General features: G+C 42.5%; 25 protein-coding genes. 11 read left to right on the top strand and 14 right to left on the bottom strand.

From position 1 onward, the window contains the following. Window positions 1-345: 345 nt before the first annotated feature. Window positions 346-1,716 (bottom strand): tRNA uridine-5-carboxymethylaminomethyl(34) synthesis GTPase MnmE, encoded by a 1,371-nt coding sequence (mnmE, locus tag GVT53_RS11635; RefSeq protein WP_166248786.1) that lies wholly within the window; start codon window positions 1,714-1,716, stop codon window positions 346-348. Between the two features lie 87 nt (window positions 1,717-1,803). On the opposite strand from mnmE, the gene GVT53_RS11630 reads away from it, so the two are divergent. Continuing rightward, window positions 1,804-2,166, top strand: a complete 363-nt coding sequence (locus GVT53_RS11630) for a DUF4870 domain-containing protein (RefSeq protein ID WP_127140680.1) — start codon at window positions 1,804-1,806, stop codon at window positions 2,164-2,166. A gap of 59 nt (window positions 2,167-2,225) precedes the next feature. Here the strand turns inward: GVT53_RS11630 and dnaN are convergent, their stop codons facing one another. From dnaN to GVT53_RS11605, 5 genes are all read right to left on the bottom strand, one after another. Then, the gene (gene dnaN / locus GVT53_RS11625) at window positions 2,226-3,344 is read right to left on the bottom strand and encodes a DNA polymerase III subunit beta (RefSeq protein WP_108246520.1); all 1,119 of its coding nucleotides are present in this window, start codon (window positions 3,342-3,344) and stop codon (window positions 2,226-2,228) included. A 121-nt stretch (window positions 3,345-3,465) separates the two neighbouring features. Continuing rightward, the gene (gldG, locus tag GVT53_RS11620; RefSeq protein WP_166248785.1) at window positions 3,466-5,130 is read right to left on the bottom strand and encodes a gliding motility-associated ABC transporter substrate-binding protein GldG; all 1,665 of its coding nucleotides are present in this window, start codon (window positions 5,128-5,130) and stop codon (window positions 3,466-3,468) included. Then, the gene (gene gldF / locus GVT53_RS11615; protein ID WP_166248784.1) at window positions 5,130-5,861 is read right to left on the bottom strand and encodes a gliding motility-associated ABC transporter permease subunit GldF; all 732 of its coding nucleotides are present in this window, start codon (window positions 5,859-5,861) and stop codon (window positions 5,130-5,132) included. Before gldF ends, gldG begins: the two co-directional genes overlap by 1 nt. Then, window positions 5,861-6,163, bottom strand: a complete 303-nt coding sequence (locus tag GVT53_RS11610) for a putative quinol monooxygenase (RefSeq protein ID WP_166248783.1) — start codon at window positions 6,161-6,163, stop codon at window positions 5,861-5,863. Before GVT53_RS11610 ends, gldF begins: the two co-directional genes overlap by 1 nt. Continuing rightward, window positions 6,164-6,994, bottom strand: coding sequence for an SAM hydrolase/SAM-dependent halogenase family protein (locus GVT53_RS11605; protein WP_166248782.1), 831 nt, complete (start codon window positions 6,992-6,994; stop codon window positions 6,164-6,166). Window positions 6,995-7,113: 119 nt separating this feature from the next. Here GVT53_RS11605 and GVT53_RS11600 point away from each other — a divergent pair, with 119 nt between their 5' ends. From GVT53_RS11600 to acs, 5 genes are all read left to right on the top strand, one after another. Continuing rightward, entirely contained in the window at window positions 7,114-8,073 is a 960-nt protein-coding gene (locus GVT53_RS11600; protein ID WP_166248781.1) for a PhoH family protein, read from the top strand. 8 nt (window positions 8,074-8,081) lie between these two features. Continuing rightward, window positions 8,082-9,035 carry a phosphoribosylaminoimidazolesuccinocarboxamide synthase gene (locus GVT53_RS11595; RefSeq protein ID WP_417940442.1) on the top strand — a complete coding sequence of 318 codons (954 nt, stop codon included), beginning with the start codon at window positions 8,082-8,084 and terminating at the stop codon, window positions 9,033-9,035. A 144-nt stretch (window positions 9,036-9,179) separates the two neighbouring features. Next, entirely contained in the window at window positions 9,180-9,443 is a 264-nt protein-coding gene (locus tag GVT53_RS11590) for a DUF4212 domain-containing protein (RefSeq protein ID WP_166248779.1), read from the top strand. A 20-nt stretch (window positions 9,444-9,463) separates the two neighbouring features. Next, window positions 9,464-11,179 (top strand): sodium:solute symporter family protein, encoded by a 1,716-nt coding sequence (locus GVT53_RS11585; RefSeq protein ID WP_166248778.1) that lies wholly within the window; start codon window positions 9,464-9,466, stop codon window positions 11,177-11,179. 64 nt (window positions 11,180-11,243) lie between these two features. After that, entirely contained in the window at window positions 11,244-13,151 is a 1,908-nt protein-coding gene (gene acs / locus GVT53_RS11580) for an acetate--CoA ligase (protein ID WP_166248777.1), read from the top strand. Window positions 13,152-13,184: 33 nt separating this feature from the next. Here acs and GVT53_RS11575 read toward each other — a convergent pair whose 3' ends face one another. Continuing rightward, the gene (locus tag GVT53_RS11575) at window positions 13,185-13,835 is read right to left on the bottom strand and encodes a 3'-5' exonuclease (protein WP_166248776.1); all 651 of its coding nucleotides are present in this window, start codon (window positions 13,833-13,835) and stop codon (window positions 13,185-13,187) included. Then, entirely contained in the window at window positions 13,835-15,754 is a 1,920-nt protein-coding gene (locus tag GVT53_RS11570) for a DUF294 nucleotidyltransferase-like domain-containing protein (RefSeq protein WP_166248775.1), read from the bottom strand. Before GVT53_RS11570 ends, GVT53_RS11575 begins: the two co-directional genes overlap by 1 nt. Window positions 15,755-15,941: 187 nt before the next feature. Here GVT53_RS11570 and GVT53_RS11565 point away from each other — a divergent pair, with 187 nt between their 5' ends. Then, window positions 15,942-16,874, top strand: coding sequence for a peptidylprolyl isomerase (locus GVT53_RS11565; RefSeq protein ID WP_166248774.1), 933 nt, complete (start codon window positions 15,942-15,944; stop codon window positions 16,872-16,874). Between the two features lie 435 nt (window positions 16,875-17,309). Here the strand turns inward: GVT53_RS11565 and GVT53_RS11560 are convergent, their stop codons facing one another. Together GVT53_RS11560 and GVT53_RS11555 are read right to left on the bottom strand one after the other, a co-directional pair. Then, window positions 17,310-17,504: a cold-shock protein gene (locus GVT53_RS11560; protein ID WP_014034358.1), complete on the bottom strand. Its 195-nt coding sequence runs from the start codon at window positions 17,502-17,504 to the stop codon at window positions 17,310-17,312. Between the two features lie 82 nt (window positions 17,505-17,586). Beyond that, on the bottom strand, window positions 17,587-18,225 hold the full coding sequence (locus GVT53_RS11555; protein WP_166248773.1) for a peroxiredoxin: 639 nt from the start codon (window positions 18,223-18,225) through the stop codon (window positions 17,587-17,589). Between the two features lie 144 nt (window positions 18,226-18,369). Here GVT53_RS11555 and GVT53_RS11550 point away from each other — a divergent pair, with 144 nt between their 5' ends. Continuing rightward, a complete protein-coding gene (locus tag GVT53_RS11550) occupies window positions 18,370-18,912 on the top strand; it encodes a YfiT family bacillithiol transferase (protein WP_166248772.1) in 543 nt (180 codons plus the stop codon). Between the two features lies 1 nt (window position 18,913). Here GVT53_RS11550 and GVT53_RS11545 read toward each other — a convergent pair whose 3' ends face one another. The 4 genes from GVT53_RS11545 to GVT53_RS11530 all read right to left on the bottom strand — a co-directional run bounded on the left by GVT53_RS11545 (window position 18,914) and on the right by GVT53_RS11530 (window position 22,328). Then, window positions 18,914-19,456 carry a GNAT family N-acetyltransferase gene (locus GVT53_RS11545; RefSeq protein WP_166248771.1) on the bottom strand — a complete coding sequence of 181 codons (543 nt, stop codon included), beginning with the start codon at window positions 19,454-19,456 and terminating at the stop codon, window positions 18,914-18,916. Window positions 19,457-19,462: 6 nt separating this feature from the next. Beyond that, window positions 19,463-20,023 carry a thioredoxin family protein gene (locus tag GVT53_RS11540; RefSeq protein ID WP_166248770.1) on the bottom strand — a complete coding sequence of 187 codons (561 nt, stop codon included), beginning with the start codon at window positions 20,021-20,023 and terminating at the stop codon, window positions 19,463-19,465. Between the two features lie 94 nt (window positions 20,024-20,117). Further along, the gene (locus GVT53_RS11535; RefSeq protein ID WP_166248769.1) at window positions 20,118-20,498 is read right to left on the bottom strand and encodes a PUR family DNA/RNA-binding protein; all 381 of its coding nucleotides are present in this window, start codon (window positions 20,496-20,498) and stop codon (window positions 20,118-20,120) included. Between the two features lie 75 nt (window positions 20,499-20,573). After that, the gene (locus GVT53_RS11530; protein ID WP_166250476.1) at window positions 20,574-22,328 is read right to left on the bottom strand and encodes an ABC transporter ATP-binding protein; all 1,755 of its coding nucleotides are present in this window, start codon (window positions 22,326-22,328) and stop codon (window positions 20,574-20,576) included. A 182-nt stretch (window positions 22,329-22,510) separates the two neighbouring features. Here GVT53_RS11530 and nusB point away from each other — a divergent pair, with 182 nt between their 5' ends. Genes nusB through yajC form a run of 3 tightly spaced genes read left to right on the top strand, consistent with a single transcriptional unit; the run spans window position 22,511 to window position 24,280 of the window. Beyond that, entirely contained in the window at window positions 22,511-23,458 is a 948-nt protein-coding gene (gene nusB, locus GVT53_RS11525; RefSeq protein WP_166248768.1) for a transcription antitermination factor NusB, read from the top strand. A 38-nt stretch (window positions 23,459-23,496) separates the two neighbouring features. Continuing rightward, on the top strand, window positions 23,497-23,973 hold the full coding sequence (locus GVT53_RS11520) for a DUF1573 domain-containing protein (protein WP_166248767.1): 477 nt from the start codon (window positions 23,497-23,499) through the stop codon (window positions 23,971-23,973). A gap of 13 nt (window positions 23,974-23,986) precedes the next feature. Then, window positions 23,987-24,280 (top strand): preprotein translocase subunit YajC, encoded by a 294-nt coding sequence (gene yajC, locus GVT53_RS11515; protein WP_127138804.1) that lies wholly within the window; start codon window positions 23,987-23,989, stop codon window positions 24,278-24,280. The last annotated feature ends 84 nt before the right edge of the window (window positions 24,281-24,364 follow it).

Genomic DNA, 24,364 nt, shown 5'->3' with positions numbered 1-24,364 from the left:
GAAAGTTCAATTAAAAAAGTAGTTCCAAAAATAGATTTCAAGTATTCAAATAGTTGATGGTCAACCTTGAAAACAAGATGTTAAGGGAAGAAAGGATAAAACTCCAAAAACCATTTTAAACCGTTCGATGTATGCAAATGCTTATCAATAATCCGAATAGCACAATATCATAAACCGTATGGGATTTTTGATTTGTTATAAGAACTTTCAGTCCGTTAGCTGGGTCATATAGAGCTCTTAAAAATTATTATTGGTTTTCAGAGCTGACCATGAATTTACGTAATTTTTCGAAGCAAAAACACGTTAGGCTTTAGCTTTAATAATTTTATTGGTTGTAGTTGTTTTCTATTTCCCGATACAGAAATTGGAAAAAATATTGCCCAACAAATCGTCCGTGGTAACACTTCCCGTGATTTCTCCCAAATGATAGAGCGCTTGACGGATATCGATGGCCATTAAATCGCTCGAGAGTTCCATATCCAGACCTTCCTTTACTTTTTGGATTTCCTCCAATGCTTTGAGCAAGGCGTCATAATGTCTGCTATTGGTCACAATGGTGGTGTCGCCGCTCAATGCCCCTGAATCCACCAAAGAAAGCAGCCTGCCTTCCAGTTCGGATATACCTTCTTTAAGTTTTGCGGAAAGGAAGAGCACATCGGGTATTTCTGATTGAATTTTTTCTTTTTGATTTGGATTTAGGAGGTCCACTTTGTTGCAGATGGGCAACAACCGTTTATTGGGATAACGTTGCTGGATTTGTTGTAATTCGGATTTGTCAAAATCCATTCCATCGAAAAGATAAATAATGAGCCGTGCCTTTTCAATTTTTTCAAAAGTACGCTCAATCCCTATTTTCTCTACCACATCCACCGTTTCGCGGATTCCTGCGGTATCAATAAACCTAAAACCGATGCCTTTTATACTGATATGGTCCTCGACCGTATCTCTTGTGGTACCCGCAATTTCACTGACGATGGCTCTTTCCTCGTTCAACAAAACATTGAGCAAAGTTGATTTCCCAACGTTGGGTTGCCCTACAATAGCCACCGGAATTCCATTTTTGATGACGTTGCCCAGGGCGAAGGAATCAATCAGTTTTTTAAGGACATTACTGATTTTGGTGAGCAATTCGTTGAACTGCGTCCTGTCCGCGAACTCAACATCTTCTTGGGAAAAATCGAGTTCCAGTTCAATAAGCGAAGCAAAGTTTAGCAGTTCTTGTCTTAGTTCTTGGATTTCATTGCTGAATCCACCGCGCATCTGTTGCATCGCAATGTCGTGGGCAGCTTCACTATCACTGGCAATCAAATCGGCCACCGCTTCGGCTTGACTCAAATCCATTTTACCATTAAGAAATGCACGTAGCGTAAATTCTCCTGCCGATGCCGAACGGCAGCCATTGCGCAACAACAATTGAATAATCTGTTGTTGGATAAAAGGAGAGCCGTGACAGGAAATCTCCACCACATTTTCACCTGTGTAGGAATGTGGCCCTTTAAAAATGGACACCAACGCCTCATCCAGAATTTTATCACCATCAACAATATTTCCCAAATGGATGGTATGGCTTTTCTGTTTGACCAATTTTTTATCCTTGATGGATTTGAACAATTTATCCACCAAGGTGATGGCATCCGGTCCTGAAACGCGGATTACAGCAATGGCCCCTGTTCCAGAAGGGGTTGCCAAGGCTACGATGTTATCTGTGTACGACATGGGTGCAAAAGTACAAATTAGCTGCTGTTTGTAACATTTTTAGTAATTTGTATACTAATAAGGTGAATCATCAAAATCAATCAAAAAATGGAAGTTATAAATCAAAAAGCAGTTAGAACGGACAACACTTTGTTGGCCGTAACACACCTGACCCAATTATTGGGCTACGCCATTGGCTTCGGGAGCCTAATCGTTCCCTTGATCATTTGGTTGTCATCCAAAGATAGGGTGGAGGGAATGAACGAACACGGAAAGGCCATCATCAATTTTCAAATCAGCCTTATACTTTATATCATCATCAGTATTCCGGCCATTTTACTTTTGGGCTTGGGTATATTGGGTTTGATAGGGGTAGCAATCATCGGTTTTATTCTGCCCATTGTGAATGCAGTCAAGGCAGCTAACGGCGAATCTCCATCACATTTTATGACGATCAGGTTTATATCATAAAACAAAAAAGCTGGAACAATTTGCTCCAGCTTTTTCAATTTTATGGTTGGGTAGTTAATTTAGTTGTTCAGCATCACAGGCATTACCAACATCGTCACGTGCTCTCCTTCATCCAATCCATCGATAGGGGTAAGGATTCCTGCTCTGTTTGGCAAACTCATTTCCAGAGAAACTTCATCAGAAGACAAATTGTTCAACATTTCCAATAGGAACCTGGAGTTGAAACCAATTTGCATATCGTCTCCTTGGTAGGAGCAGGACAATCTTTCTTCCGCTTTATTGCTGTAATCCACATCTTCCGCGGAAATATTCAATTCTGCGCCCGCAACTTTTAAGCGTATCTGGTGTGTGGTCTTGTTCGAGAAAATAGAAACCCTGCGCACAGAACTCTGAAACTGATTTCTGGCAATTGTCAATTTGTTCGGGTTTTCTTTTGGAATTACCGCTTCGTAGTTCGGGTATTTCCCATCAATTAAGCGACAAACCAATTCCGTATTGTCAAAATAGAATTTTGCGTTGCTGTCATTGTATTCGATGGTCACCTCGGATTCAGAACCTGCCAAAATACCTTTCAACAAAGTCAATGGTTTTTTCGGCATAATAAATTCCGCTACTTCGGAAGCCGAAACATCCTGACGTTGATATTTGACCAATTTGTGGGCATCCGTGGCCACAAAAGTCAAATTCTCTGGGGAGAATTGGAAAAACACACCGCTCATCACGGGGCGAAGGTCATCGTTTCCTGCAGCGAATATGGTTTTGTTGATGGCCGTTGCCAAAATATCGCCCAATAGGGTAGTAGAGCTCGGGTTGGAGACTTCCACCGCTTTGGGGAATTCTGCGCCATCGGCGTATGCCAAGGCATATTTACCGTGGTTGGAACTGATTTCCACTGTGTTGTTGTCCTCGACCACAAAGGTCAACGGTTGTTCGGGAAATGTTTTAAGGGTATCCAACAACAAACGGGCAGGAACGGCAATGGTTCCCTCGGAATCGGAATCCACTTCCAAAACCGAGCTCATCGTAGTTTCCAAATCCGAAGCGGAAACGGTTAGTTTACTTTCTTTAAGATCGAACAAAAAATTGTCCAGAATGGGCAAGGTGTTGCTGTTGTTGATAACTCCTCCCAAAACCTGAAGCTGTTTCAATAAATATGTACTGGATACAATAAACTTCATCAACGAAATACTTTAGTAATAGTTGCTTTTTTAGCAGTTTTCCCTTCAAAAAGGGCATATAAAATCAATAAAAACAAATATATCCTAAATGGATTTAGCAGAGAAACTAATTTATCAACAGTTAGGCGGTAAACTTCCGCTTTCTGTAGTAGCTGAAAAACAAACCGAACAATAGGGTTAAAACTACTGGCAATCCAATGTTTACGAGCTGCCACTTGGTTTTTTGTTCCGCTATTTTTTTGACATCCAAGAGCGGGATGGAAACTTTCTTGTTCCGAATGTTAATAAGCCCCGTATTGTCCAAGAGGTAATTTGTGCTGTTTACCAAGAATTCCTTGTTGCCGTAGAAGCTGTTCGTCCATTTATCGTAACCCAATTCCAAGGGTCGGCCATTGCGCAACTGGTTTTTGATCACATCACCATCAGAGATCACGATCATTTTGTTTTCGGGGCCTTCTTCCAGCGTGTTTTGCAGCTTCAATGGTTTCACCCTGTTCTTGTACATTGAGGTAAATTCACCTTCAATAAGCACAGCTAGCGGCAGATTGCCATTGTTGTAGGTTTCCCGGTCAGGTTCTTGGTTGATCATATCCAAGCTTACCACTCTAGGAATTCCATCGATCTTTGAAAGTGGCGAACTCTGCAACAAAATGGTTTTTTGATAATCGTTTTCCAATACATCCATTGGACTAGTAAACTGAAAGCGAACCGCTTCAATATTGGTGTTGATAGGGTGGTTGTTCTGCGAAAAAACCATCGGGTAATACAACCAAGGTAGGGGATTGTACTGAGAATCATTTCCTTCGCCCGTGGCCAGAACAATTTGGGTAAAATACAGGTCGTTGACCAAAACTGGATTAATTCTAACCCCATATTTAAAGAACAAATCCTTCAAATTAAGGTCTCTTGGAATGGCAATCGCCTCGCCACCACCAGCATAAATGCTGTCCATTTCCATATTGACCTGGTCCACCATCCAAATGGATTTACCGCCTTGAACCATATACTGATCCATCACATATTTTTCTTGGTCGGTGAATGCCTCTGTTGGCTTTGCAATGATGGCAAGATCAAACCCTTTGAGCTGATTCAAAACGTTTTGCGGATTGGTGGCCACCGAATCCAGCGTAATGGCGCCAATGTTGTAATAATCACGTATGGTGGTCAGGTAATCGGCAATAAAAATATCATCCAGTTCGCCATTTCCTTTGATGACGGCAATGCTCTTTTTTTCTTTAATGCTGAGTTTGGTAAAGGCATCGGCAAAGGCATATTCCAATTGTTGTACCGAATTGTTGATGCGATCCTCGGCCGTGGAACCCAATTTATTTTTGAGTAACTGCACTTTTACGGTCTGGTCGTTGTAATTGACCATCGCCCAAGGGAAAACCAGCTCGTTGGATACTTTCCCGTTTTCCTCAACGGTAACATTGGCGGGCTGTAATCCCAGGCTTTGTAATTGAGCGACCGTTTCCTGTGGATTTTCGCTATCCTCCAAAGGATCCACCAAGTTGTATTTGATGTTACTGTTCTTCGATGCGAAGGATTCCAACAATTGAATGGTTTCAGCTTTCAATTTGGAGAACTCTGCGGGAATGTTTCCATCCAACAATACATCTACAATAACGGGTGTTTCAAATTTTTGGGCCACTTCAACGGCGGGCTCGGAGAGTGTGTAGCGTTTATCTTCCGTAAGGTCCAATCGGGTGTAGACAAAACTGGCCAATAGGTTGATGACCACCACGGCCACGATCACTTTTACGATGGATATAAAAAACTTCCCCATTACCTTGGCAATTGTTTTAAACGTTGAAAAGTAAGATACAAAAACAACAATGTCAATGAGATGAAGTAGACCAAATCACGGGTATCTATCACACCTCTTGCAATACTATCAAAATGTGATTTTGCCCCGAGTGACTGAATGGTTTGTTGGGTTTCTCCGTTGGAAAACAGTGTTGCAGCGGCATCAAACCCATTAAAAATCAAGAAGCAGACCAAAATCCCTACCAAAAAGGCGATAATTTGATTATCCGATAAGGTGGATGCAAATATGCCTATCGATGTGTAGCAGGCCATCAAAAACAACAATCCAAAATAAGAGCCCAGTACGACGCCGAGGTCGTAATTGCCCGCTGTCATTCCCAATCCCGATATGGCAAAAACATACACTATGGTCGGGATTACTGCGATAACACACAAAAGAAAGGCGCCCCAAAACTTGCCGAGTACCAATTTCCAGATGGAGATGGGTTTGATCAACAGCAATTCCAACGTGCCCATTTTTCGTTCTTCGGAAAAACTCTTCATCGTGATGGCGGGCACCAAAAAGATAAAAATCCAAGGGGCCAGCAAAAAGAAGTTGCTCAAATCGGCAAAGCCGTAGTCAAAAATGTTGTATTCGCCCTTGAATACCCAAAGAAACAGTCCATTGAGCAATAAAAACGACCCTACGATCAAATAACCGATGGGCGATGTAAAAAAGGACCGTACCTCTCTCTTAAAAATTGCGAACATTAAGATGGGTTTGTTGATTGAATTTTATGAACACTCCAAGCTTCGGGTTTATCGGCGAACAATTTTTTGGTATTGCCCCAAACCCCTTTAAAGAAATCCGACTTTCTATAGTTGTTGAGATGGGCTTCCGTATTCCAAAAACTATAGGTGAAAAAAATGTTGGAATTATTAATGTCTTGATACAGTTCTATCATATTACATCCATCAAAAGCCAAGATGCCATTTTTAGATTCTTCAAAGATTCGTTCAAAACTAGCAATATTTTCGGGTTTAAAAGTCAGTTTTACAATGCGTATCAACATTTAGAGGAAATTTATGGTTACGGTATCCCTGTAATTCAGTCCAAGCAGGGAGGAAGCACCTCCAACGGAATTCAGATCGCTTTTATAAATGGCGAGTTCTATATAACCGGCGGAATTGAACAGTGCCAAGGCATCTCCGGGACCCTTGCGCTGGTTCCGTTCCAGATTATAATTGATGATGCCGTTATAGCTTTGATGTACCTGTCTTATGTTGGTGGTTCTCGCAATAATTTCAAAATCCCGTCCGCTTCGGTAAGCTTCAAACAGGCTTTTCTGAATATTTGTGACCACGTTTCCGTAGTTGTCTATATAAATAACATTGCCCGTGATGGTCTTGCCCTCATTGGTGATCCGTGGTTCAAAATCACGTAGCTCTTTCAAACTTTGGAAAGGTCGGCCTATAACTTCCAGTTTCCCGCCTCGCGCAATATGGCAAGCTACCTGAACAAAAATATTGAGCACGGGAAAGGCACCAGCTTCTGCATTGGGCAAATTGATTTCCACTACTTTTTCGGGTTGAACCTCGGAAGTTATCAAGGAAATAACACCGCTGTTGGCACTAACAAAATACTGTCCGTCCACCTGTACCACGATATGCTCGTTTTCGGGTGAAATTTCGGAATCCACCCCAACAATATGAACCGTTCCCTTAGGGAACGAACGATAGGCGTTCCTTAGGATATACGCGCACTCTTGAATATTGAACGGACTAATGGCGTGCGAAATATCAACAATACTAATATCGGGAAGGTTGCCCAGAATGGCCCCTTTAACAGCACCCACAAAGTGGTCCTTGTATCCAAAATCGGTAGTTAGGGTTATGATTGGCATACAATACTGTTGATATGTTTTTCCGCGTTCAAATTGATTTTTAGTTAAGTTTGTTTGTAAAATTAGTCAAAAAAGAAAGAATTAAATTCTTCAAAAACAACTGTAACACCTCACAATTTTTGAACGAACTAATAATCGAACTTACGGAAATCAGTCCTCAGGAATTTTTTGGGCAACAAAACTCAAATATCGAGTTGCTCAAGAAGTATTTTCCAAAGCTAAAAATTGTAGCGAGAGGCAACAAGATCAAGGTATTTGGTGATGAAGAACTTTTGGAAGAGTTCGACAAACGCTTTGATGAACTTACCAGTCAATTTGCCAAGTACAACAAGCTTGACGAAAACATGATCGAGCGGGTGCTTACCAGCAGCAGTAAGGAGGAATATACATCTTCCAAAAGCAGCGGTGATGTTTTGGTACACGGTGTTAGCGGTAGGTTGATAAAGGCCCAGACAGCGAACCAAAGACGTATGGTAGATGCCTGTAAAGTGGACGATATGGTATTTGCCATTGGTCCTGCAGGAACAGGTAAAACCTATACCGGTGTGGCCTTAGCTGTAAAAGCTTTGAAGGAAAAACAGGTCAGGCGAATTATTTTGACCCGTCCCGCTGTGGAAGCAGGGGAAAATCTTGGTTTTCTTCCGGGAGATCTTAAAGAGAAGCTAGATCCGTATATGCAACCTTTGTACGATGCCCTTCGGGATATGATTCCTTCCGAGAAATTGGAAAAATATATCGAGGACGGTACCATCCAAATTGCACCTATGGCCTTTATGCGCGGTCGTACACTGGATAACGCCTTTGTGATTTTGGACGAGGCCCAGAATACCACCCATGCCCAAATGAAAATGTTCTTGACCCGTATGGGAAAGAACGCCAAGTTTTTATTAACGGGCGACCCGGGTCAGATTGATTTGCCGAGAAGGGTGATCTCAGGGCTTAAGGAAGCATTGCTTATTTTAAAGAATGTGGAAGGTATAAGCATCATTTACTTGGATGATAAAGATGTGATACGACACAAATTGGTGAAAAAGGTGATTGATGCCTATAAAAACATAGAGCACCAGAATCAATTCTAGAAGATAGTATGGGAATGAATACACTGATGTCCACGGATTTTAACTTTCCTGGGCAAAAATCTGTTTATAAAGGAAAAGTAAGGGAAGTTTATACCTTGGACAACGATATTTTGGTGATGGTGGCCACAGACCGCCTTTCTGCCTTTGATGTGGTTATGCCCAAGGGAATCCCCTACAAAGGGCAAATATTGAACCAGATTGCAACCAAAATGATGAAGGATACCGAAGATATTGTCCCCAATTGGTTAATGGCGACGCCTGACCCCAACGTAGCGGTAGGCAAGGCTTGTATACCTTTCAAAGTGGAAATGGTGATAAGAGGCTATATGTCGGGTCACGCTGCCCGCGAATATAAAGCAGGTAAAAGGTTGCTTTGTAGTGTGCCCATGCCCGAAGGGATGCAAGAGAACGATAAATTTCCTGAACCCATCATCACACCGGCCACCAAAGCAGAAAAAGGGGATCACGACGAGGATATTTCCAAAGAAGATATTTTGAAGCGGGGCATCGTTTCCAAAGAGGATTATGAAGTCTTGGAAAAATATACCCGTGCCCTTTTTCAAAGAGGGACCGAAATAGCCGCAGAGCGCGGACTGATTTTGGTGGATACGAAATACGAATTCGGGAAGACCAAAGAGGGTCAAATTGTGTTGATTGATGAAATCCACACCCCGGATTCATCACGCTATTTTTATGCCGATGGTTACCAAGAGCGTCAAGAAAAAGGAGAACCTCAAAAACAACTCTCCAAGGAATTTGTAAGGCAATGGTTGATTTCCAATGGTTTTCAAGGCTTGGAAGGGCAGTCAGTTCCCGAGATGTCGGATGACTACATCGAATCGGTTTCCAATCGGTATATTGAACTTTATGAAAACATTACGGGAGAGCAATTTGTAAAAAGTGATATTTCCAACCTTCAGGAACGTATTCTATCCAATGTAAACGCATATTTGGCAAAATAACCATTGCACACTTGTTATGTGACCAATAAAAGAAAGGGAATTCTGTGAATTCCCTTTTTTTGTTGCCTCAATAGTAATAAATCTTAAAACTAAATTGATATATTGACATGGCACAAACAAATTAACTAAACAAACCACCAACCCATGTCAGAAAAACAAAAAAAGGCCACCGCCTATTGGAGGGAAAACCTAAAGTATTTGGTTATTCTATTGACCATCTGGTTTTTGGTCTCCTATGGAGCCGGAATCCTCTTTAAGGATGCATTGGACAACATTCGTATGGGAGGGTTTAAACTGGGGTTTTGGTTTGCCCAGCAGGGAGCTATCTACGTATTTGTGATTCTCATTTTTGTTTACGTTCGACTTATGAACAAGTTGGACAAAAAATACGGCTACAACGAGGATTAACCAATCATTAAAACTTTATCATGAGTGATGTTCAAATTTGGACCTACGTATTGGTCGCATTGTCCTTTGGTCTATATATAGGAATTGCCATCTGGTCCCGAGCCGGTTCCACCAAGGAATTTTACGTAGCTGGTGGTGGGGTCTCCCCATTTGCCAACGGAATGGCCACCGCAGCGGATTGGATGTCGGCGGCCTCGTTTATCTCCATGGCGGGAATCATTTCCTTTGCAGGATACGATGGCGCCGTATATTTGATGGGATGGACAGGGGGCTATGTGCTTTTGGCGCTGTTATTGGCACCTTACCTTCGAAAGTTCGGAAAGTTTACCGTGCCCGATTTTATTGGGGAACGCTACTATTCCAAAACTGCTCGGGTCGTGGCGGTTATTTGTGCTCTAATTGTTTCGTTCACTTATGTGGCAGGACAAATGCGGGGCGTGGGTATCGTCTTTTCCAGGTATTTGGAAGTTGATATCAATACAGGCGTTGTCATCGGTATGGTGATTGTTTTGTTTTATGCCGTTCTTGGAGGGATGAAGGGAATCACCTATACCCAAGTGGCCCAATACTGCGTGCTGATATTCGCTTTTATGGTGCCCGCCATATTTATTTCCATCCAGATGACGGGTAATCCAGTTCCCCAATTGGGTTTTGGGGATACATTATCCGATGGTTCCGGAACCTATCTTTTGGACAAACTGGACGGTCTGTCCGAAGAACTGGGTTTTGCCGCATATACCGATGGCTCCAAAAGTACCATTGATGTCTTTGCCATTACCCTCGCATTGATGGTGGGTACCGCGGGATTACCTCACGTGATTGTTCGATTTTTTACGGTAAAACGCGTCCGTGATGCCAGAAAATCGGCTGGATTGGCCCTGTTGTTTATTGCCATTTTGTACACCACGGCACCAGCAGTCGCTGTTTTTGCTAGAACCAACCTTATTGAAACCGTGAGTGGCAAGGAGTACGACAATATGCCCGAATGGTTCAGCCGTTGGGAAACCACAGGGTTGATTGCCCATGAGGATAAAAATGGCGATGGCAAAATTCAGTATGTTGCTGATCCCGAAATAAACGAATTGTCTGTTGACCCAGATATCACCGTATTGGCCAATCCAGAGATAGCCAATTTGCCCGCTTGGGTCATTGGTTTGATTGCAGCCGGAGGATTGGCGGCTGCCTTGTCCACCGCAGCGGGATTGTTGTTGGTGATTTCTTCTTCGGTTTCGCACGATTTGATCAAGAACGTACTTAAACCTGACCTTTCCGAAAAAGCAGAGATTTGGGTAGCCAGACTTTCTGCTGCGGTTGCCGTCGTTGTGGCAGGTTACTTCGGAATCAACCCGCCTGGTTTCGTGGCTGCGGTGGTGGCATTGGCCTTTGGGCTGGCTGCCGCATCGTTTTTTCCGGCCATTATTTTGGGGATTTTTTATAAGAAAATGAACAGTAAAGGAGCCATATCGGGAATGATTGTAGGTCTTTGCCTGATGCTTTTCTATATGTTGAAATTCAAATTTGGCATTTTTGATGGAGGCCAAGGAGCTGTTGCCGGACTTGAGGAAAGTTGGTGGTTCGGTGTTTCGCCCGAAGGATTTGGATCTATTGCGATGTTGGTCAATTTTATTGTGGCCATTCTGGTAAATCAATTCACGGCCGACCCTCCGGAAGAAGTGCAAGAAATTGTGGAAAATATTCGTATTCCCGCAGGAGCCGGTGAGGCAATTGAACACTGAACGGACTGTGATTTTGCCCCGTTTTTCCGTATTTTTAAGGCAGCTTAAAATTTAATTGAACACAATGAGTAACTACCACATCAAACATTTGGAGGAATATTTCCAGGTGTATCGAAAATCCGTAAGAAACCCCGAGGAATTTTGGGAAGAAGTCGCTGAAGAACACTTTTTCTGGCGGAAAAAATGGGATTCGGTGCTGGAATGGGATTTTACGAAACCGGAAATCAGTTGGTTCAAAGGTGCCAAGCTGAACATTACCGAAAATTGTATAGACCGCCATCTTCGTATTCGAGGAGATAAGACCGCCATTCTTTTTGAACCCAACGATCCTAATGAGGAAGCAGAGCACATAACCTACCGTCAACTTCATGAGCGGGTATGCAAATATGCCAATGTATTAAAGGAAAAAGGTGTTAAAAAGGGCGACAGGGTAGTTATCTATTTGCCCATGATCCCGGATTTGGCCATCGCTGTTTTGGCCTGTGCACGGATAGGGGCCATTCATTCCGTGGTTTTTGCAGGATTTTCATCAACCGCATTGTCAACCAGAATCAACGATTGTGGGGCGAAAATTGTACTTACTTCAGATGGTTCGTTCCGGGGAGCCAAAGTCATCGACCTTAAGGCCATTGTAGATGAAGCCCTGGAAAGTTGCCTGGATGTGAAGAGTGTTTTGGTTTCAAAACGAACAGGGGGCAAGGTCACAATGAAAGAGGGTCGAGACGTTTGGGTTCAGCCGTTATTGGATAAAGCATATTCTGATTGTGTGCCCGAACTCATGGATGCCGAGGACCCATTGTTCATATTGTATACCTCTGGCTCCACAGGTCGCCCAAAAGGGATGGTCCATACAACGGGAGGTTATATGGTTTACACGGCATACACATTTAAAAACGTTTTCCAGTACCGCGAAGATGATGTGTATTGGTGTACTGCCGACATCGGATGGATTACCGGTCACTCCTACATCGTTTACGGACCTTTGGCCAATGGGGCTACTTCGGTAATGTTCGAAGGAGTGCCATCTTATCCCGATTTTGGAAGGTTCTGGGATGTGGTTCAGAAGCACAAGGTAAACCAATTCTATACCGCTCCCACCGCGATCAGGGCCTTGGCCAAGGAAAACCTCGATTATGTTGTCAATCACGACCTTTCCAGTTTGAAGGTTTTGGGAACCGTGGGAGAGCCCATCAACGAGGAAGCTTGGCACTGGTACAACGATCATGTGGGCGATAAAAAATGCCCGATTGTGGATACTTGGTGGCAAACGGAAACAGGTGGAATCCTTATTTCACCCATTCCTTTTTCAACACCTACAAAACCGACCTATGCCACTTTGCCCATGCCGGGTATCCAGCCTGCGCTCATGGATGAAAATGGTAAGGAAATCAAGGGGAACCAAGTCGATGGAAGACTTTGTATCAAGTATCCGTGGCCATCCATTGCGCGAACTATTTGGGGCAACCACCAACGCTATAAAGACACCTATTTCTCTGCTTTTGAAGGGAAATATTTTACAGGTGATGGCGCTCTTCGGGATGAGGTAGGTTACTACCGAATCACGGGTAGGGTTGATGATGTCATTATCGTATCTGGACATAATCTGGGAACTGCTCCGATTGAAGATGCCATCAACGAGCATCCAGCGGTGGCCGAATCCGCCATTGTTGGATTCCCCCACGACATCAAAGGAAATGCATTGTACGGCTACGTTATTTTGAAGGAAACAGGGGAGACCCGTAATCGTGACAACCTGAAAAAGGAAATCAACCAATTGATAACCGAACATATCGGCCCTATCGCCAAGCTGGATAAGATACAGTTTGTAGACGGGCTTCCAAAAACACGAAGTGGTAAGATCATGAGGCGAATTTTAAGGAAAATCGCTTCAAAAGATACCAGTAATCTTGGTGATACTTCCACATTGTTGAATCCAGAGGTAGTGGAATCAATTATGAAGGAAAGTCTTTAATTATTTTTGGTCAATAAATTTTGAAGGACCTCTTTACCTAAGTAGGTCCTTCATTTTTTGTGGCTTTAGTTTTTCAATGGTTCTTAAAAAAGCAATTGCCGTAATAAAGGCGTCCCCCAGAGCCGTATGTCTGTCTTTTCTTGATATGCTAAATTTTTTGGCTAGGTCATCCAAGGAGTACCTTTCCTTTTTTTGGACCACAGAAGAAATCAAAAGGGTTCTAATGTAGAGCGATTCGGTATCCAACGTCTTGTTCTTGAGTTTAGGAAGTCCGTTTCTTTTAAGTGCCGCATTGATCATATTGACGTCGAACATCACATGATGCCCAACCAACACGTAGTTTTTTGCATATACCAAAAATTGCTTCAGGGCATCAAGTTCGGAAATGGTGTTCTTTTTACTGTGCTTAAGGATTCCGTGTATTTCGGCACTTTCCGAATCGTAATGTTCCTGTTGGATATAGACTTCAAAACTTTCTTTTACCACAATATTGTTATCCAAAAGTTTCAAGGCGCCGATGCATAGCATTCTGTCCTTGGTCAAACTAAAACCGGTGGTTTCGGTATCCAGTACCACAAATGTATTTTCGTGTACGCCTTCTGGAAGCTTTTCGTTGAAATGGGCCTCGTACTCCCACCAAAAATCGGGAAGTTCCAACGGTTTTTTTTTGGAAAAAGGCCACATTAGCGCAAAAGGTTTTTTACTTGGAACCTTACCTCGATCAAGGACTGAATTTCCTTTACGGTCTTAAAGGTTCTCTTTAGTTTGATTTTTTCTTCCTTGTTCAATTTGTCCAAAGCAATGTATCGGCCCGAATCGTTGTGGAGCAGGCCCTGTCTTGTTCTAAATTTGAGCAAAGCCTTACTGGCATAGGAACAAGCCAAATAGAGTTCCTTGTTGTTGGGCTCTAGTTCTGCGAGCTTTTCATAACGCTCGGCGGTGTTGTTGATGGATTTAATGGAATGTGACAAAATCAGTACCCGTGCCGCATCGATTATGGGCATTAGAGCGCGTAGTTTTAAATCGAAGAAATCTTTGTGTTCACCATCTTGCTCCACTAAAAAATCCCTAAAAAACCCGGAAGGTGATGGGTTTTGCAGTGCCCCGCTGGCCAAATGGGTAAAGAATAGTGGATATCCTTGGACGTTATCAAAAATACTTTGTGATAGTTCGTCGGCAAGGGCCTTATCTCCATAAGTAACATTGTAGTCGAAAAATATGGACGATAATAGGATTTCATCGGGTCCAGGGTTGTGTATCCAATGGGTGGTCACCTTTTTCCATTCACTTAGACTATGGCACCAAGACGGGTTGGATGCCATCATATCGGCCGGGCAGTATTCAAAACCGATGGTGTTGAGCATTTTGGAAATCCGTTCACTCAATTTTAGAAAATAGTTTCGGGTAGTTTCCAAATTTTCCTCGGGAACGTCTTCAAAAATAATGGCGTTGTCCTGGTCGGTGTTCAATAATTGCTCTCCGCGCCCCTGACTTCCCATGCTCAACCAGGTAAATTTTACGGGCGGCTCTTTGTCCATTTTGGATAAAGCGATTTTTACCACCTGTTTTGTAGAGGCATCATTGAGTTCGGAAATAATTTTGGAAACAAGCCCCAATGGAATGTTCTGTTCCAAATAGCCTTGGAGCAAATTCATGATTCCGTGTCGAATACCTCGCAATCTCTTGGCTTTGGTAGCCCTTTTAATGGCGCGCAACAGTACAGCGGGATTGTTTCCGACGGCCACCATGATATCGTGTTTGGAAAGGATTCCGACCACTTTGGTGTCCGTCGTTCCATCCTCTGTGAGCACTAAATGACTGATATCGCTCTTCATCATGGCCATTTGTGATTGTGCCAAGGTTAGTCCTTTGGGGTAGGTGATGATGGGCGAAGACATTACGGATTGGGCAGAAGCGGTTATGGGGTGCAATCCCGTGGCCACTTTTTTTCTGATATCCTTGTCTGTTATGATTCCCAAGGGTAGGTCGTTCCGCACAACCAGCATACAGCCTACATTGTGTTTGGTCATTTTGTTGGCAATGGTCTTTATCTGCGTGCCTTCTGTGCAGGTGATGAGCTTGGTGGAATATTTAATGGGCTGTAAATCCAGCATTTTGTCGCTAGAGTATTGGTTGGATTCACTGCTTTCACCATATAGTTTGCCGCGGTGCTTAATGGAATAGGGGTTACCTGTGTTGGATGCAAAGCTTTCTATCAAAAAATTTCCGATACGCTTGTTTTCGAGAGCTAGGGGTTTAAAATCCTTAATCGGAATGGCATAGAGGATAGTCTCTTCGTACGCCTTTGCTTCCAGTTTGTAGCTTTCGTTGGCCAGTAGGGGACGCAATCCGAACACATCGCCTTCATCACAGATGTCCAAAATTTGGCTCGAACCTGCTTTGGATAAAGCAACGGCCCCTTTGTTCACTACATAAAAATTGTTGTGGGGACTTTCACCCTGGCCAAAAACAATGGTGTTCGTTTCTTTGTGAATTATGGTGACCTCAAGTGACAATTGCTCCAATTGCCTTGCATCCATGGCATTGAATGGTGGGTAGTTTTTTAAAAAATCGGCAATCCGCTCGGATATGGTGTTTTTCATACTACTAATTTAAGCCTTGGTTTCATTTTCTAGAAATTATTGCCCTATAACCTTTTAATGGACAATTGTCTTACAAACCCTGTATTCCCCAAAGTGATTGCCAACTTTTTACCTTGCCCATAAACAACTATCTTTGCCCATCGGAAAAAAAGAATCCAATTTTCTAATAATCTATTAATCATATACAATGCAAGACGGAATCTACGCAAAGTTCAATACTTCCAAAGGTGAAATATTGGTGAAGCTTACGCACGATAAAACACCTGGAACGGTCGGCAACTTTGTTGCACTGGCGGAAGGGAATATGGAGAACAGTGCAAAACCACAAGGAAAACCGTATTATGATGGACTAAAGTTCCACAGGGTGATTGCCGATTTTATGGTTCAGGGTGGATGTCCATCCGGAACCGGGACCGGTGACCCGGGATATAAGTTTGATGACGAATTCCATCCAGATTTGGTGCATGATGGACCGGGGGTGCTTTCCATGGCCAATGCAGGACCTGGAACCAATGGAAGCCAATTTTTTATCACCCACGTAGCTACACCATGGTTGGATAACAAACATACCGTTTTCGGTCGTGTTGAAGAAGGTCAGGATGTTGTGGATGCCATTGCCCAAGGCGATGCCATTGAAACTTTGGAAATAGTTAGGGTAGGAGAAGAGGCCAAAAATTGGAACGCTATCGAGGCTTTCCGCACGTTTGAAGGCGCAAGGGAAAAGCGTATTGCAGAACAAAAGGCCGCTGCGGAGGCCGAACTCGAAAAATTGGCTGCCGGTTTTGATAAGACGGACAGTGGGCTGCGTTATAAAATTATTCAGAAAGGAAGCGGTGCCAAGGCGGAAAAAGGTAAAACCGTATCCGTGCATTATGAAGGGGCTTTGGCCAACGGTCAAGTTTTTGATTCATCCTACAAGAGAAAGCAACCTATAGATTTCTCATTGGGCATTGGACAGGTAATTCCCGGTTGGGACGAAGGTATTGGTTTGCTAAAGGTCGGGGATAAGGCACGTTTTGTGATTCCATCGCATTTAGCTTATGGAAGTACGGGAGCCGGCGGAGTTATTCCACCAAACGCAACATTGATTTTTGACGTGGAATTGATGAACGTGAAATAAGGAATTTCACATCAAAATATAGAAAGCCTTCAGTAATGGAGGCTTTTTTATTTGGCCCGGTTTACGCTCAAAAGCAATAAACAGGCGTTAAGTGCAAGTAGTGCAACAAGAATGCTTAAAAAAGTTGTCATGGTTGTAATGTGTTTATAGGGTAACAATTCAACGATGAAATACCCTACCTATTGCCCAAAAGGACTTTTTATTACTTTTTTGAACCATTGACACTCCATACCAATAGTAGGACATTAACAATCAAAAGGAACGACAGTACTCCGAAAAAGGTGTTCATTTATATTGGTTTAATGGTTATGGGGAACAGTGTTTGTTTATTGTTTAGATAGTAAATTTTGGAATGGTTGCGTGGACTTTGTAAAAAAGGCAAAAAAAAGCCCGGGCTTAAGCCCGGGCTTGTCTAGAAAAAAAGTTTATTATAACCTAATCCGCAACTTGTACGTTAACGGCGTTCAATCCTTTTTTACCTTGTTGTAGTTCGAATTCTACAACATCACCTTCTCTAATTTCATCGATTAAACCTGAAATGTGTACGAAGTGATCTGTGTTTGAACCATCTTCAGTGATAAATCCGTAACCTTTAGAATCATTGAAGAATTTTACTGTTCCTTTACTCATAATATAAATTGAAAAAATTAAATTGGCTCCAAAGGTACGTTTAATTTATTGGCAATCAGTTTTTTTCTTCAAATAAAAATAATTATGTGGTTGGATCGGGCGTCAAACGCAGGTATGGTTTTACTTCTTCCACGCCCTTTGTAAAAATACTTTTGGCCTCTTCCGTAGGAATGGCGGGGCTTACCACCACTTTTTCGCCATTTTTCCAGTTGGCGGGAGTCGCTACTTTATGGTTTGCCGTTAGTTGTAAGGAATCGACAACTCGTAGCAATTCGTAAAAATTACGTCCGGTGGAGGCGGGATAAGTGAGCGTAAGTTTGATTTTTTTATCGGGATCGATGATAAAAACCGAACGAACGGTGAGTGTATTGTCCGCGTTTGGGTGAATCATATCGTAAAGGTCGGATACCTTTCGCTCCACATCGGCAACTATAGGAAAGTTGACCTTGGTACTTTGTGTCTCGTTGATATCCTTGATCCATTCCATGTGGGATGCTGCCCCATCAACGCTTAGGGCCATCATTTTTACATTTCTTTTGTCAAACTCATCCTTGAACTTGGCGGCAGTGCCCAATTCGGTCGTGCAAACTGGGGTAAAATCCGCTGGGTGGGAGAACAGAATTCCCCAACTGTCCCCAAGGTATTCATAAAAATTCAATGTTCCTTCAGAAGTAACCGCTGTAAAATCCGGCGCGGTGTCCCCTAATCTTAAAGTTGCCATATATTTTAATTTTTAGGTTTATAAATCAGTACCCTACAAAATTACTAGATTATTTGGTTGACTGGTTTTAAATCAGTTAAAAGTGTATTAAAATATAACTTTTTGACGGACCATTTAATAAATAAAAGTCATTATTTTTAGTAGATGGAAAAAGAAACCTTGGAACAACTGCGCTATCCGATCGGAAAATTTGAAACCCCCGAAACCATTTCAAGTGCGGATCTTGAAAAATGGATCAGCGATTTGGAAACATTGCCCCAGCGGTTGAGCGATATAGTCACACCACTTTCCGATGATCAACTCGATACTCCTTACCGTCCCGAAGGTTGGACGGTCCGCCAATTGGTGCACCACATTTCCGATAGCCACCATAACAGCTATATCCGTTTTAAATGGGCCTTGACAGAGGATACGCCTACCATAAAGGCTTACGATGAAAAAGCTTGGGCCGAGTTGTTCGATTGCCGAACAGCGCCCATTTTAATGTCGCTGTACCATTTGAGCGCGATACACGCTAAGTTGGTATATTTATTAAAAGGTCTTTCGGAAGAGCAATTGGAGCGGAGTTTTATCCATCCCGATGGAAACCAAGAAACAACTTTAAAGGAGAATATTGCCCGTTACGCTTGGCATGGCAATCACCATTATGCGCATATCCAAAACTTGGTGAAGCGTAAAGGATGGTAGATTAAAGTTCCTTGGTCAAAATGTACATGGGCTTCTCTTCCGGTTTAACATGGGGGAGCGTTACCTCGCTTTCTCTTTTGATGGAAAAGCCATTATTTTGATAAAACTGTACCGGCTTGCCTTTTTGCATGGCATCCAGCCAAATTACTTTTTTGTTTAACGCTTTGGCCGTTTTTTCAATAAATTGAAGAACCTGTCTTCCGATTCCTCTGCCCGAATGTTCTTTTAACAGATAGATTTTTTCAGCTTTTAGCGCATCGGTATCGGATATCTCATCAATACCGCAATTTTTCACCAATTTGAGGATGCCTACAGTTTCATCTCCCGAGTTGACCAAAAAATTGAGTGCATTTGTATCCAGTAATTCCCGTTCTACGACTTCAGGAGTAAAACCATTGGAAATGTAAGGCGTAGGGTCTTCGTTCTCCCACAAATGGAGATAATTCTCGCAATAGGATTTGATACCAACTTTCAAATAAGCTTCAAGGTTGTCGAGGGTGACGGGCACCAGAGTTATGGTAATGCCCAAAACGGATAAACTCATTCCTTGTTAGGTGTTTTTCCATTTGATGTTACATCCCAAGCTCGGCTTTTGGTCCGGGTCCACTTCTTTGCCTTCAAGAACCGCGTCCATGCCTTTTTTAAGGTCGGTACCGGTCAGAGGGACATCGTTTCCAGGTCTGGACCCATCAAGCTGTCCTCGGTAGACCAAGTTCAGGTTTGCATCAAAAAGATAAATATCCGGAGTGCAGGCTGCGTCGTAGGCCTTGGCGACCTCCTGTGTCTCATCATACAGATAAGGAAAAGTGTATCCCTCTTCTTTGGCTTTTTGCTCCATTAAGTCTGGCGCATCTTGTGGGTAGTTTTCCACATCGTTACTGGATATGGCCACAAAGGCAATGCCCTTTTCTTGGTATTCTTTCGCCAATTTTACGATCATGGGATTTACATGGATCACAAACGGACAGTGGTTGCATATAAACAGGACCACCGTGCCTTTTTCACCTTTTGCATCGTTCAAGGAGATCGTGGTGTCCGAAACAGTGTCCAAAAGTTCAAAATCCGGTGCTTTGGTGCCCAAGGGGAGCATGTTACTGGGTGTCCTGGCCATTGTTCTATATTTTTTGTTGTGTATACGCTATGGTAAAAATAAAAAACGACCTGCAAAAATACAGGTCGTTTAAATTATTAAAGAAATTATTTTTTTAGATGTCGTCGAAACTCACATCGGTAAAATTGCTGCCGGTCGCTGTCCCGTTTTCACTGAAACTTTCTTCTTCCTCTTCCTTTTTAAAATCTTTTTGGTGGCGTTCGGAGATGACCTCGCTCCCTTTTTCATCAATGATGTAGTCCATCATTTCTTCCATGATCTCACGGAAAGCGCTAAAATCCTCCTTGTAAAGATAAATTTTGTGCTTTTTGTAGTGGAAAGAACCATCGTCGTGAGTAAATTTTTTACTCTCGGTTATGGTAAGGTAGTAATCCCCGGCCTTGGTGCTTCTTACGTCGAAAAAATAGGTTCTTCTCCCTGCTCTTAAGACTTTCGAATAAATCTCTTCCTGATCCATTGTATCTTTCTGGCCCATATGGTATAGTGTATTTAGTACTATGTTGAAATATGTTACCAAAAATGTAAAAAAAAAGCTAATTCAGCAACTTTTTTATGATTCTTTGCCGGAGAGTTGGTTTATGTAAAGATCTTTGTAATACCCATCGGTATTGTTCAACTCTTCGTGAGTGCCTTCCTGTATGATGCTTCCGTTGTCCATAATTATAATTTTGTCCGCATTCTTGGCAGAGGATACCCTATGGCTCACAATCAATGTGGTCTTGCTTTTTGATACTTTTTTCAGGTTGTTGAGGATTTCTTCTTCTGTCTCGGTATCCACGGCCGAAAGGGAATCATCGAACAAATAAATTTTTGGGTCTTTGAGCAGTGCCCTGGCTATGGAAACGCGTTGTTTTTGCCCGCCGCTCAAGGTAATGCCACGTTCACCGAGAATGGTGTCGTACTTTTTGGCAAAGCCCTGAATGTTTTTATGGACCACTGCTTTTTTGGCTACCTCCACAATTTCGTCGTGTGTGGCGTCTTCATCGCCAAAACGGATATTGTTCTCAATAGTGTCCGAGAACAGGAAAGCATCTTGCGGCACGGCTCCGATGGAACTGCGCAAACTGTCCAAATTTAGGTTTTGAACCGGGGTTCCATCGATCAGTACTTCACCTGATGAGGTATCGTACAAACGTGCTACCAAATCCAGAATGGTAGATTTTCCGGAACCTGTTTTGCCCAAAATGGCCACGGTTTGTCCTGCTTTTACCGAAAACGAAACATTTTTGAGGGCGGTAATGTTGGTGTCCTCATAAGTAAAGGTCACATTTTTGAACTCGATATCGCCTTTGATCGGAGTAGGCTCCTTAACCCTGTTTTGGATAGAGGGCTCCTCTTTCAAAAATTCGTTGATCCGTTTTTGTGAAGCCTCCGCCCGTTGTACTATGGATGTCAGCCATCCTACAATGGCCACGGGCCATGTGAGCATGTTCACATAGAGTATAAATTCGGCAATGATTCCAATGGTTTCAATTTCGCCATTGATGTATTGGCGACCACCAATGTATATGACGAACAGGTTACTTACGCCGATCAATAATATCATCAACGGAAAAAACCAGGCATTTACTTTGGCCAATGCCATACTGGTATCTTTTCCCTCTTGCGCCAAACTGCGCAGTTCATTGTTGATACGTGGCTCAATGCTATAGGCTTTGATCACCGATATTCCAGAAAAGGATTCTTGCGTAAATGTGGATAGCGTTGATAAAAATTCCTGCACCTTGGTGCTTCTTTTATGGATGATCTTGCTGATTTGATAAATCAAAACGGACAAAATGGGCAGCGGAAGCAAAGTGTATGCAGCAAGGGTAGGGGCCTTTATAAACATGAGCGGAATCAAGCAGGCAAAAAGCGTCAAGGTCTGGATACCGTACATAATGGCAGGCCCACCGTACAAACGCACTTGGTTGATGTCCTCACTGATGCGGTTCATTAAATCCCCGATCCTGTTTTTTTTGTAAAAATTAAGGCTAAGGAGCTGGTAATGGTCAAAAACCTCATTTTTTAAGTCGTATTCAATATATCTGGATACGTTGATGATGGTCTGGCGCATCAAAAAAGTAAATAGCCCTGAAAGAATGGCCGCTCCAACGATAATCAGAATATATTGGAGCAAAAGTCCCTTGGCATCCGATAACGTAATCACGTCCGACATGAAATCCTCCACCGCCTGGATGGATTTGTTCACGTACGAAGGCATCACCAATGAAAAAACACGGGCGATGATCGTAATCAAAACCCCTAAAAAAAGTTTGAGCCAGTATTTTTTAAAGTATTTGTTTAGGTGCTTTAGTTCCTTCATAAAAAGGGAAAAAGATGGTTTTTTAGCTTCGATGTAAGCGGACAATCCCGCAAATATATACCATAGCCCACAAAGTAAATGTTATAAAACTGATAAGAAAGCAAGTTTGGTAGGTAGGATTCAAATATAAGATTACTTTTGCGGTGTGAAAGCCAAACAATGACTTTAAAAGTTCTTTAGACATGTTAACCAGAAGGCACATTAGGGTAAAAGTGATGCAATGTATCTATGCATTGGTGCAATCCAAGGACGATTCGCTGCAAAAACAGGAAAAGTTCCTAAGAGTTAGTATAGAAAATATGTATGTTCTGTACCTTTTAATTTTGAGCCTTTTGGCCGAACTCCACCGTTTGGCCGAAAAACATGTGAGCCACGCTTCCAAAAAATATGTGGCTACCGAAGACGATAAGTACCCCGACCCGGAAAAGTTTGTGAAAAACCGATTGCTCCTTCAATTGGTGAACAACGAAGCATTGAAATCCGAACTCTCCAAGCGGAAACTTGACAATTGGTACTTGAACGATGAATACGTAAAAATTATCCACAAGGAGATTTTGGCAAGCGATATTTACAAAGAGTATATGTTCAATGGGGAGGATGATTATGCGGACGACCGAAATGTGATCATCCAGCTTTTTAAAGAGATCATAGCGCCCAACGAAAAAATTTACGATTATTTTGAGGATGACAAACTTACTTGGGTTGATGATTTCCCTATTGTGAACACTTTTTTGGTGAAGCGGCTTAAAAAGGCCAAGCCCGATTCCGGGGACCGATTCTTTTTGCCCGCATTGCTCAAGGATCAACAGGATATGGACTTTGCCAACGACCTCTTGACCAAGACACTGCTGAATGATGCCAAATGGGAGAAGGAAATAGAGGGCAAAACCCCAAATTGGGACAATGATCGTATTGCGGAAATTGACTCCATTGTTCTAAAAATGGCCATTTGTGAGCTGTTGAATTTTCCATCAATCCCCGAAAAAGTGACCTTGAACGAGTATTTGGAAATTGCCAAAGAATATTCTACGCCCAAGAGCAGCATATTTATTAACGGGGTGTTGGATAAGTTGGCGAAAGAGTACAAATCGGACGGAAGACTCCAAAAAATAGGCAGGGGCCTACAATAAACAATAATTCCTTAATTTTGGGAAAACAAATTTTAATCATGAAAAGAATAACAACAATTTTTAGTTTGATCGCAGTGGTTGCCCTAACCAGCGTATCATGCAAGGACAAGGCATCAAAAAAAATAGTTGCTGACAATGTTGAAACTGCCGTGGACAGAGATGAAGCGGCTAAAAACGTTCCGGTAATGTCTTTCGAGAAAACCGAGCACGATTTCGGTACCATCCAACGTGGAACTCCACAAGAGACTACTTTTACATTTACAAACACAGGTAATGCCCCTTTGATCATTACTGATGCAAAAAGTAGCTGCGGTTGTACAGTGCCAAATCCTCCAAAAGATCCTATTGCTCCAGGGGAGACAGGAGAATTGTTGGTAAAATTCAACGGTTCAGGTCAAAATCAAGTGACCAAGACCATTACAGTAACCGCAAACACTGCCAAAGGTTCCGAAATTTTAAGAATCAAAGCATTTGTACAGGCACCGGAAGCTACACCAGCAGGGCCAGTAAAATAATTAAAAGACCTAAATGGAAAACCTAGGACAGTTTTTACCGCTGATATTGATTTTTGCCGTGGCATATTTTTTTATGATCCGCCCGCAGATCAAACGTCAGAAGGATGAGAAAAAATTCGCTTCAGAATTAAAAAAGGGAGATAAAATTATAACCAAGAGTGGTTTGCACGGCAAGATCGTGGAATTGAACGACAAGGATTTTTCCTGTGTCATCGAGACCATGGCAGGCCGTTTAAAGTTTGATCGCTCCGCCATTTCCATGGAAATGAGCAAAAAATTAAATGCTCCCCCTGCTGAAAAAAAATAAGCGAAAACAGTAAACATTATATTAAGAACGTCCCTTGGGAATTACATTTCGAGGGACGTTTTTTTTGTATCTTATTCCAAATTT

It is taken from the genome of Flagellimonas oceani (genome assembly GCF_011068285.1).
Classification (GTDB): Bacteria; Bacteroidota; Bacteroidia; order Flavobacteriales; family Flavobacteriaceae; genus Flagellimonas; species Flagellimonas oceani.
The sequence above is the reverse complement of the archived record's forward strand: the minus strand, read 5'-3'. Positions and strand labels throughout refer to the sequence as shown.

Coding starts and splice junctions, on each gene's coding strand:
- GVT53_RS11535 (WP_166248769.1), bottom strand. CDS start 20,498: ATGGGCCAGAAAGATACAATGGATCAGGAAGAGATTTATTCGAAAGTC.
- gldG (WP_166248785.1), bottom strand. CDS start 5,130: ATGGGGAAGTTTTTTATATCCATCGTAAAAGTGATCGTGGCCGTGGTG.
- GVT53_RS11560 (WP_014034358.1), bottom strand. CDS start 17,504: ATGAGTAAAGGAACAGTAAAATTCTTCAATGATTCTAAAGGTTACGGA.
- GVT53_RS11545 (WP_166248771.1), bottom strand. CDS start 19,456: ATGAGTTTATCCGTTTTGGGCATTACCATAACTCTGGTGCCCGTCACC.
- GVT53_RS11540 (WP_166248770.1), bottom strand. CDS start 20,023: ATGGCCAGGACACCCAGTAACATGCTCCCCTTGGGCACCAAAGCACCG.
- GVT53_RS11570 (WP_166248775.1), bottom strand. CDS start 15,754: ATGAAAAACACCATATCCGAGCGGATTGCCGATTTTTTAAAAAACTAC.
- GVT53_RS11520 (WP_166248767.1), top strand. CDS start 23,497: ATGAAAAGAATAACAACAATTTTTAGTTTGATCGCAGTGGTTGCCCTA.
- mnmE (WP_166248786.1), bottom strand. CDS start 1,716: ATGTCGTACACAGATAACATCGTAGCCTTGGCAACCCCTTCTGGAACA.
- GVT53_RS11590 (WP_166248779.1), top strand. CDS start 9,180: ATGTCAGAAAAACAAAAAAAGGCCACCGCCTATTGGAGGGAAAACCTA.
- GVT53_RS11585 (WP_166248778.1), top strand. CDS start 9,464: ATGAGTGATGTTCAAATTTGGACCTACGTATTGGTCGCATTGTCCTTT.
- yajC (WP_127138804.1), top strand. CDS start 23,987: ATGGAAAACCTAGGACAGTTTTTACCGCTGATATTGATTTTTGCCGTG.
- GVT53_RS11555 (WP_166248773.1), bottom strand. CDS start 18,225: ATGGCAACTTTAAGATTAGGGGACACCGCGCCGGATTTTACAGCGGTT.
- GVT53_RS11595 (WP_417940442.1), top strand. CDS start 8,082: ATGGGAATGAATACACTGATGTCCACGGATTTTAACTTTCCTGGGCAA.
- nusB (WP_166248768.1), top strand. CDS start 22,511: ATGTTAACCAGAAGGCACATTAGGGTAAAAGTGATGCAATGTATCTAT.
- GVT53_RS11630 (WP_127140680.1), top strand. CDS start 1,804: ATGGAAGTTATAAATCAAAAAGCAGTTAGAACGGACAACACTTTGTTG.
- GVT53_RS11605 (WP_166248782.1), bottom strand. CDS start 6,994: ATGCCAATCATAACCCTAACTACCGATTTTGGATACAAGGACCACTTT.
- gldF (WP_166248784.1), bottom strand. CDS start 5,861: ATGTTCGCAATTTTTAAGAGAGAGGTACGGTCCTTTTTTACATCGCCC.
- GVT53_RS11575 (WP_166248776.1), bottom strand. CDS start 13,835: ATGTGGCCTTTTTCCAAAAAAAAACCGTTGGAACTTCCCGATTTTTGG.
- dnaN (WP_108246520.1), bottom strand. CDS start 3,344: ATGAAGTTTATTGTATCCAGTACATATTTATTGAAACAGCTTCAGGTT.
- GVT53_RS11565 (WP_166248774.1), top strand. CDS start 15,942: ATGCAAGACGGAATCTACGCAAAGTTCAATACTTCCAAAGGTGAAATA.
- GVT53_RS11610 (WP_166248783.1), bottom strand. CDS start 6,163: ATGTTGATACGCATTGTAAAACTGACTTTTAAACCCGAAAATATTGCT.
- acs (WP_166248777.1), top strand. CDS start 11,244: ATGAGTAACTACCACATCAAACATTTGGAGGAATATTTCCAGGTGTAT.
- GVT53_RS11550 (WP_166248772.1), top strand. CDS start 18,370: ATGGAAAAAGAAACCTTGGAACAACTGCGCTATCCGATCGGAAAATTT.
- GVT53_RS11530 (WP_166250476.1), bottom strand. CDS start 22,328: ATGAAGGAACTAAAGCACCTAAACAAATACTTTAAAAAATACTGGCTC.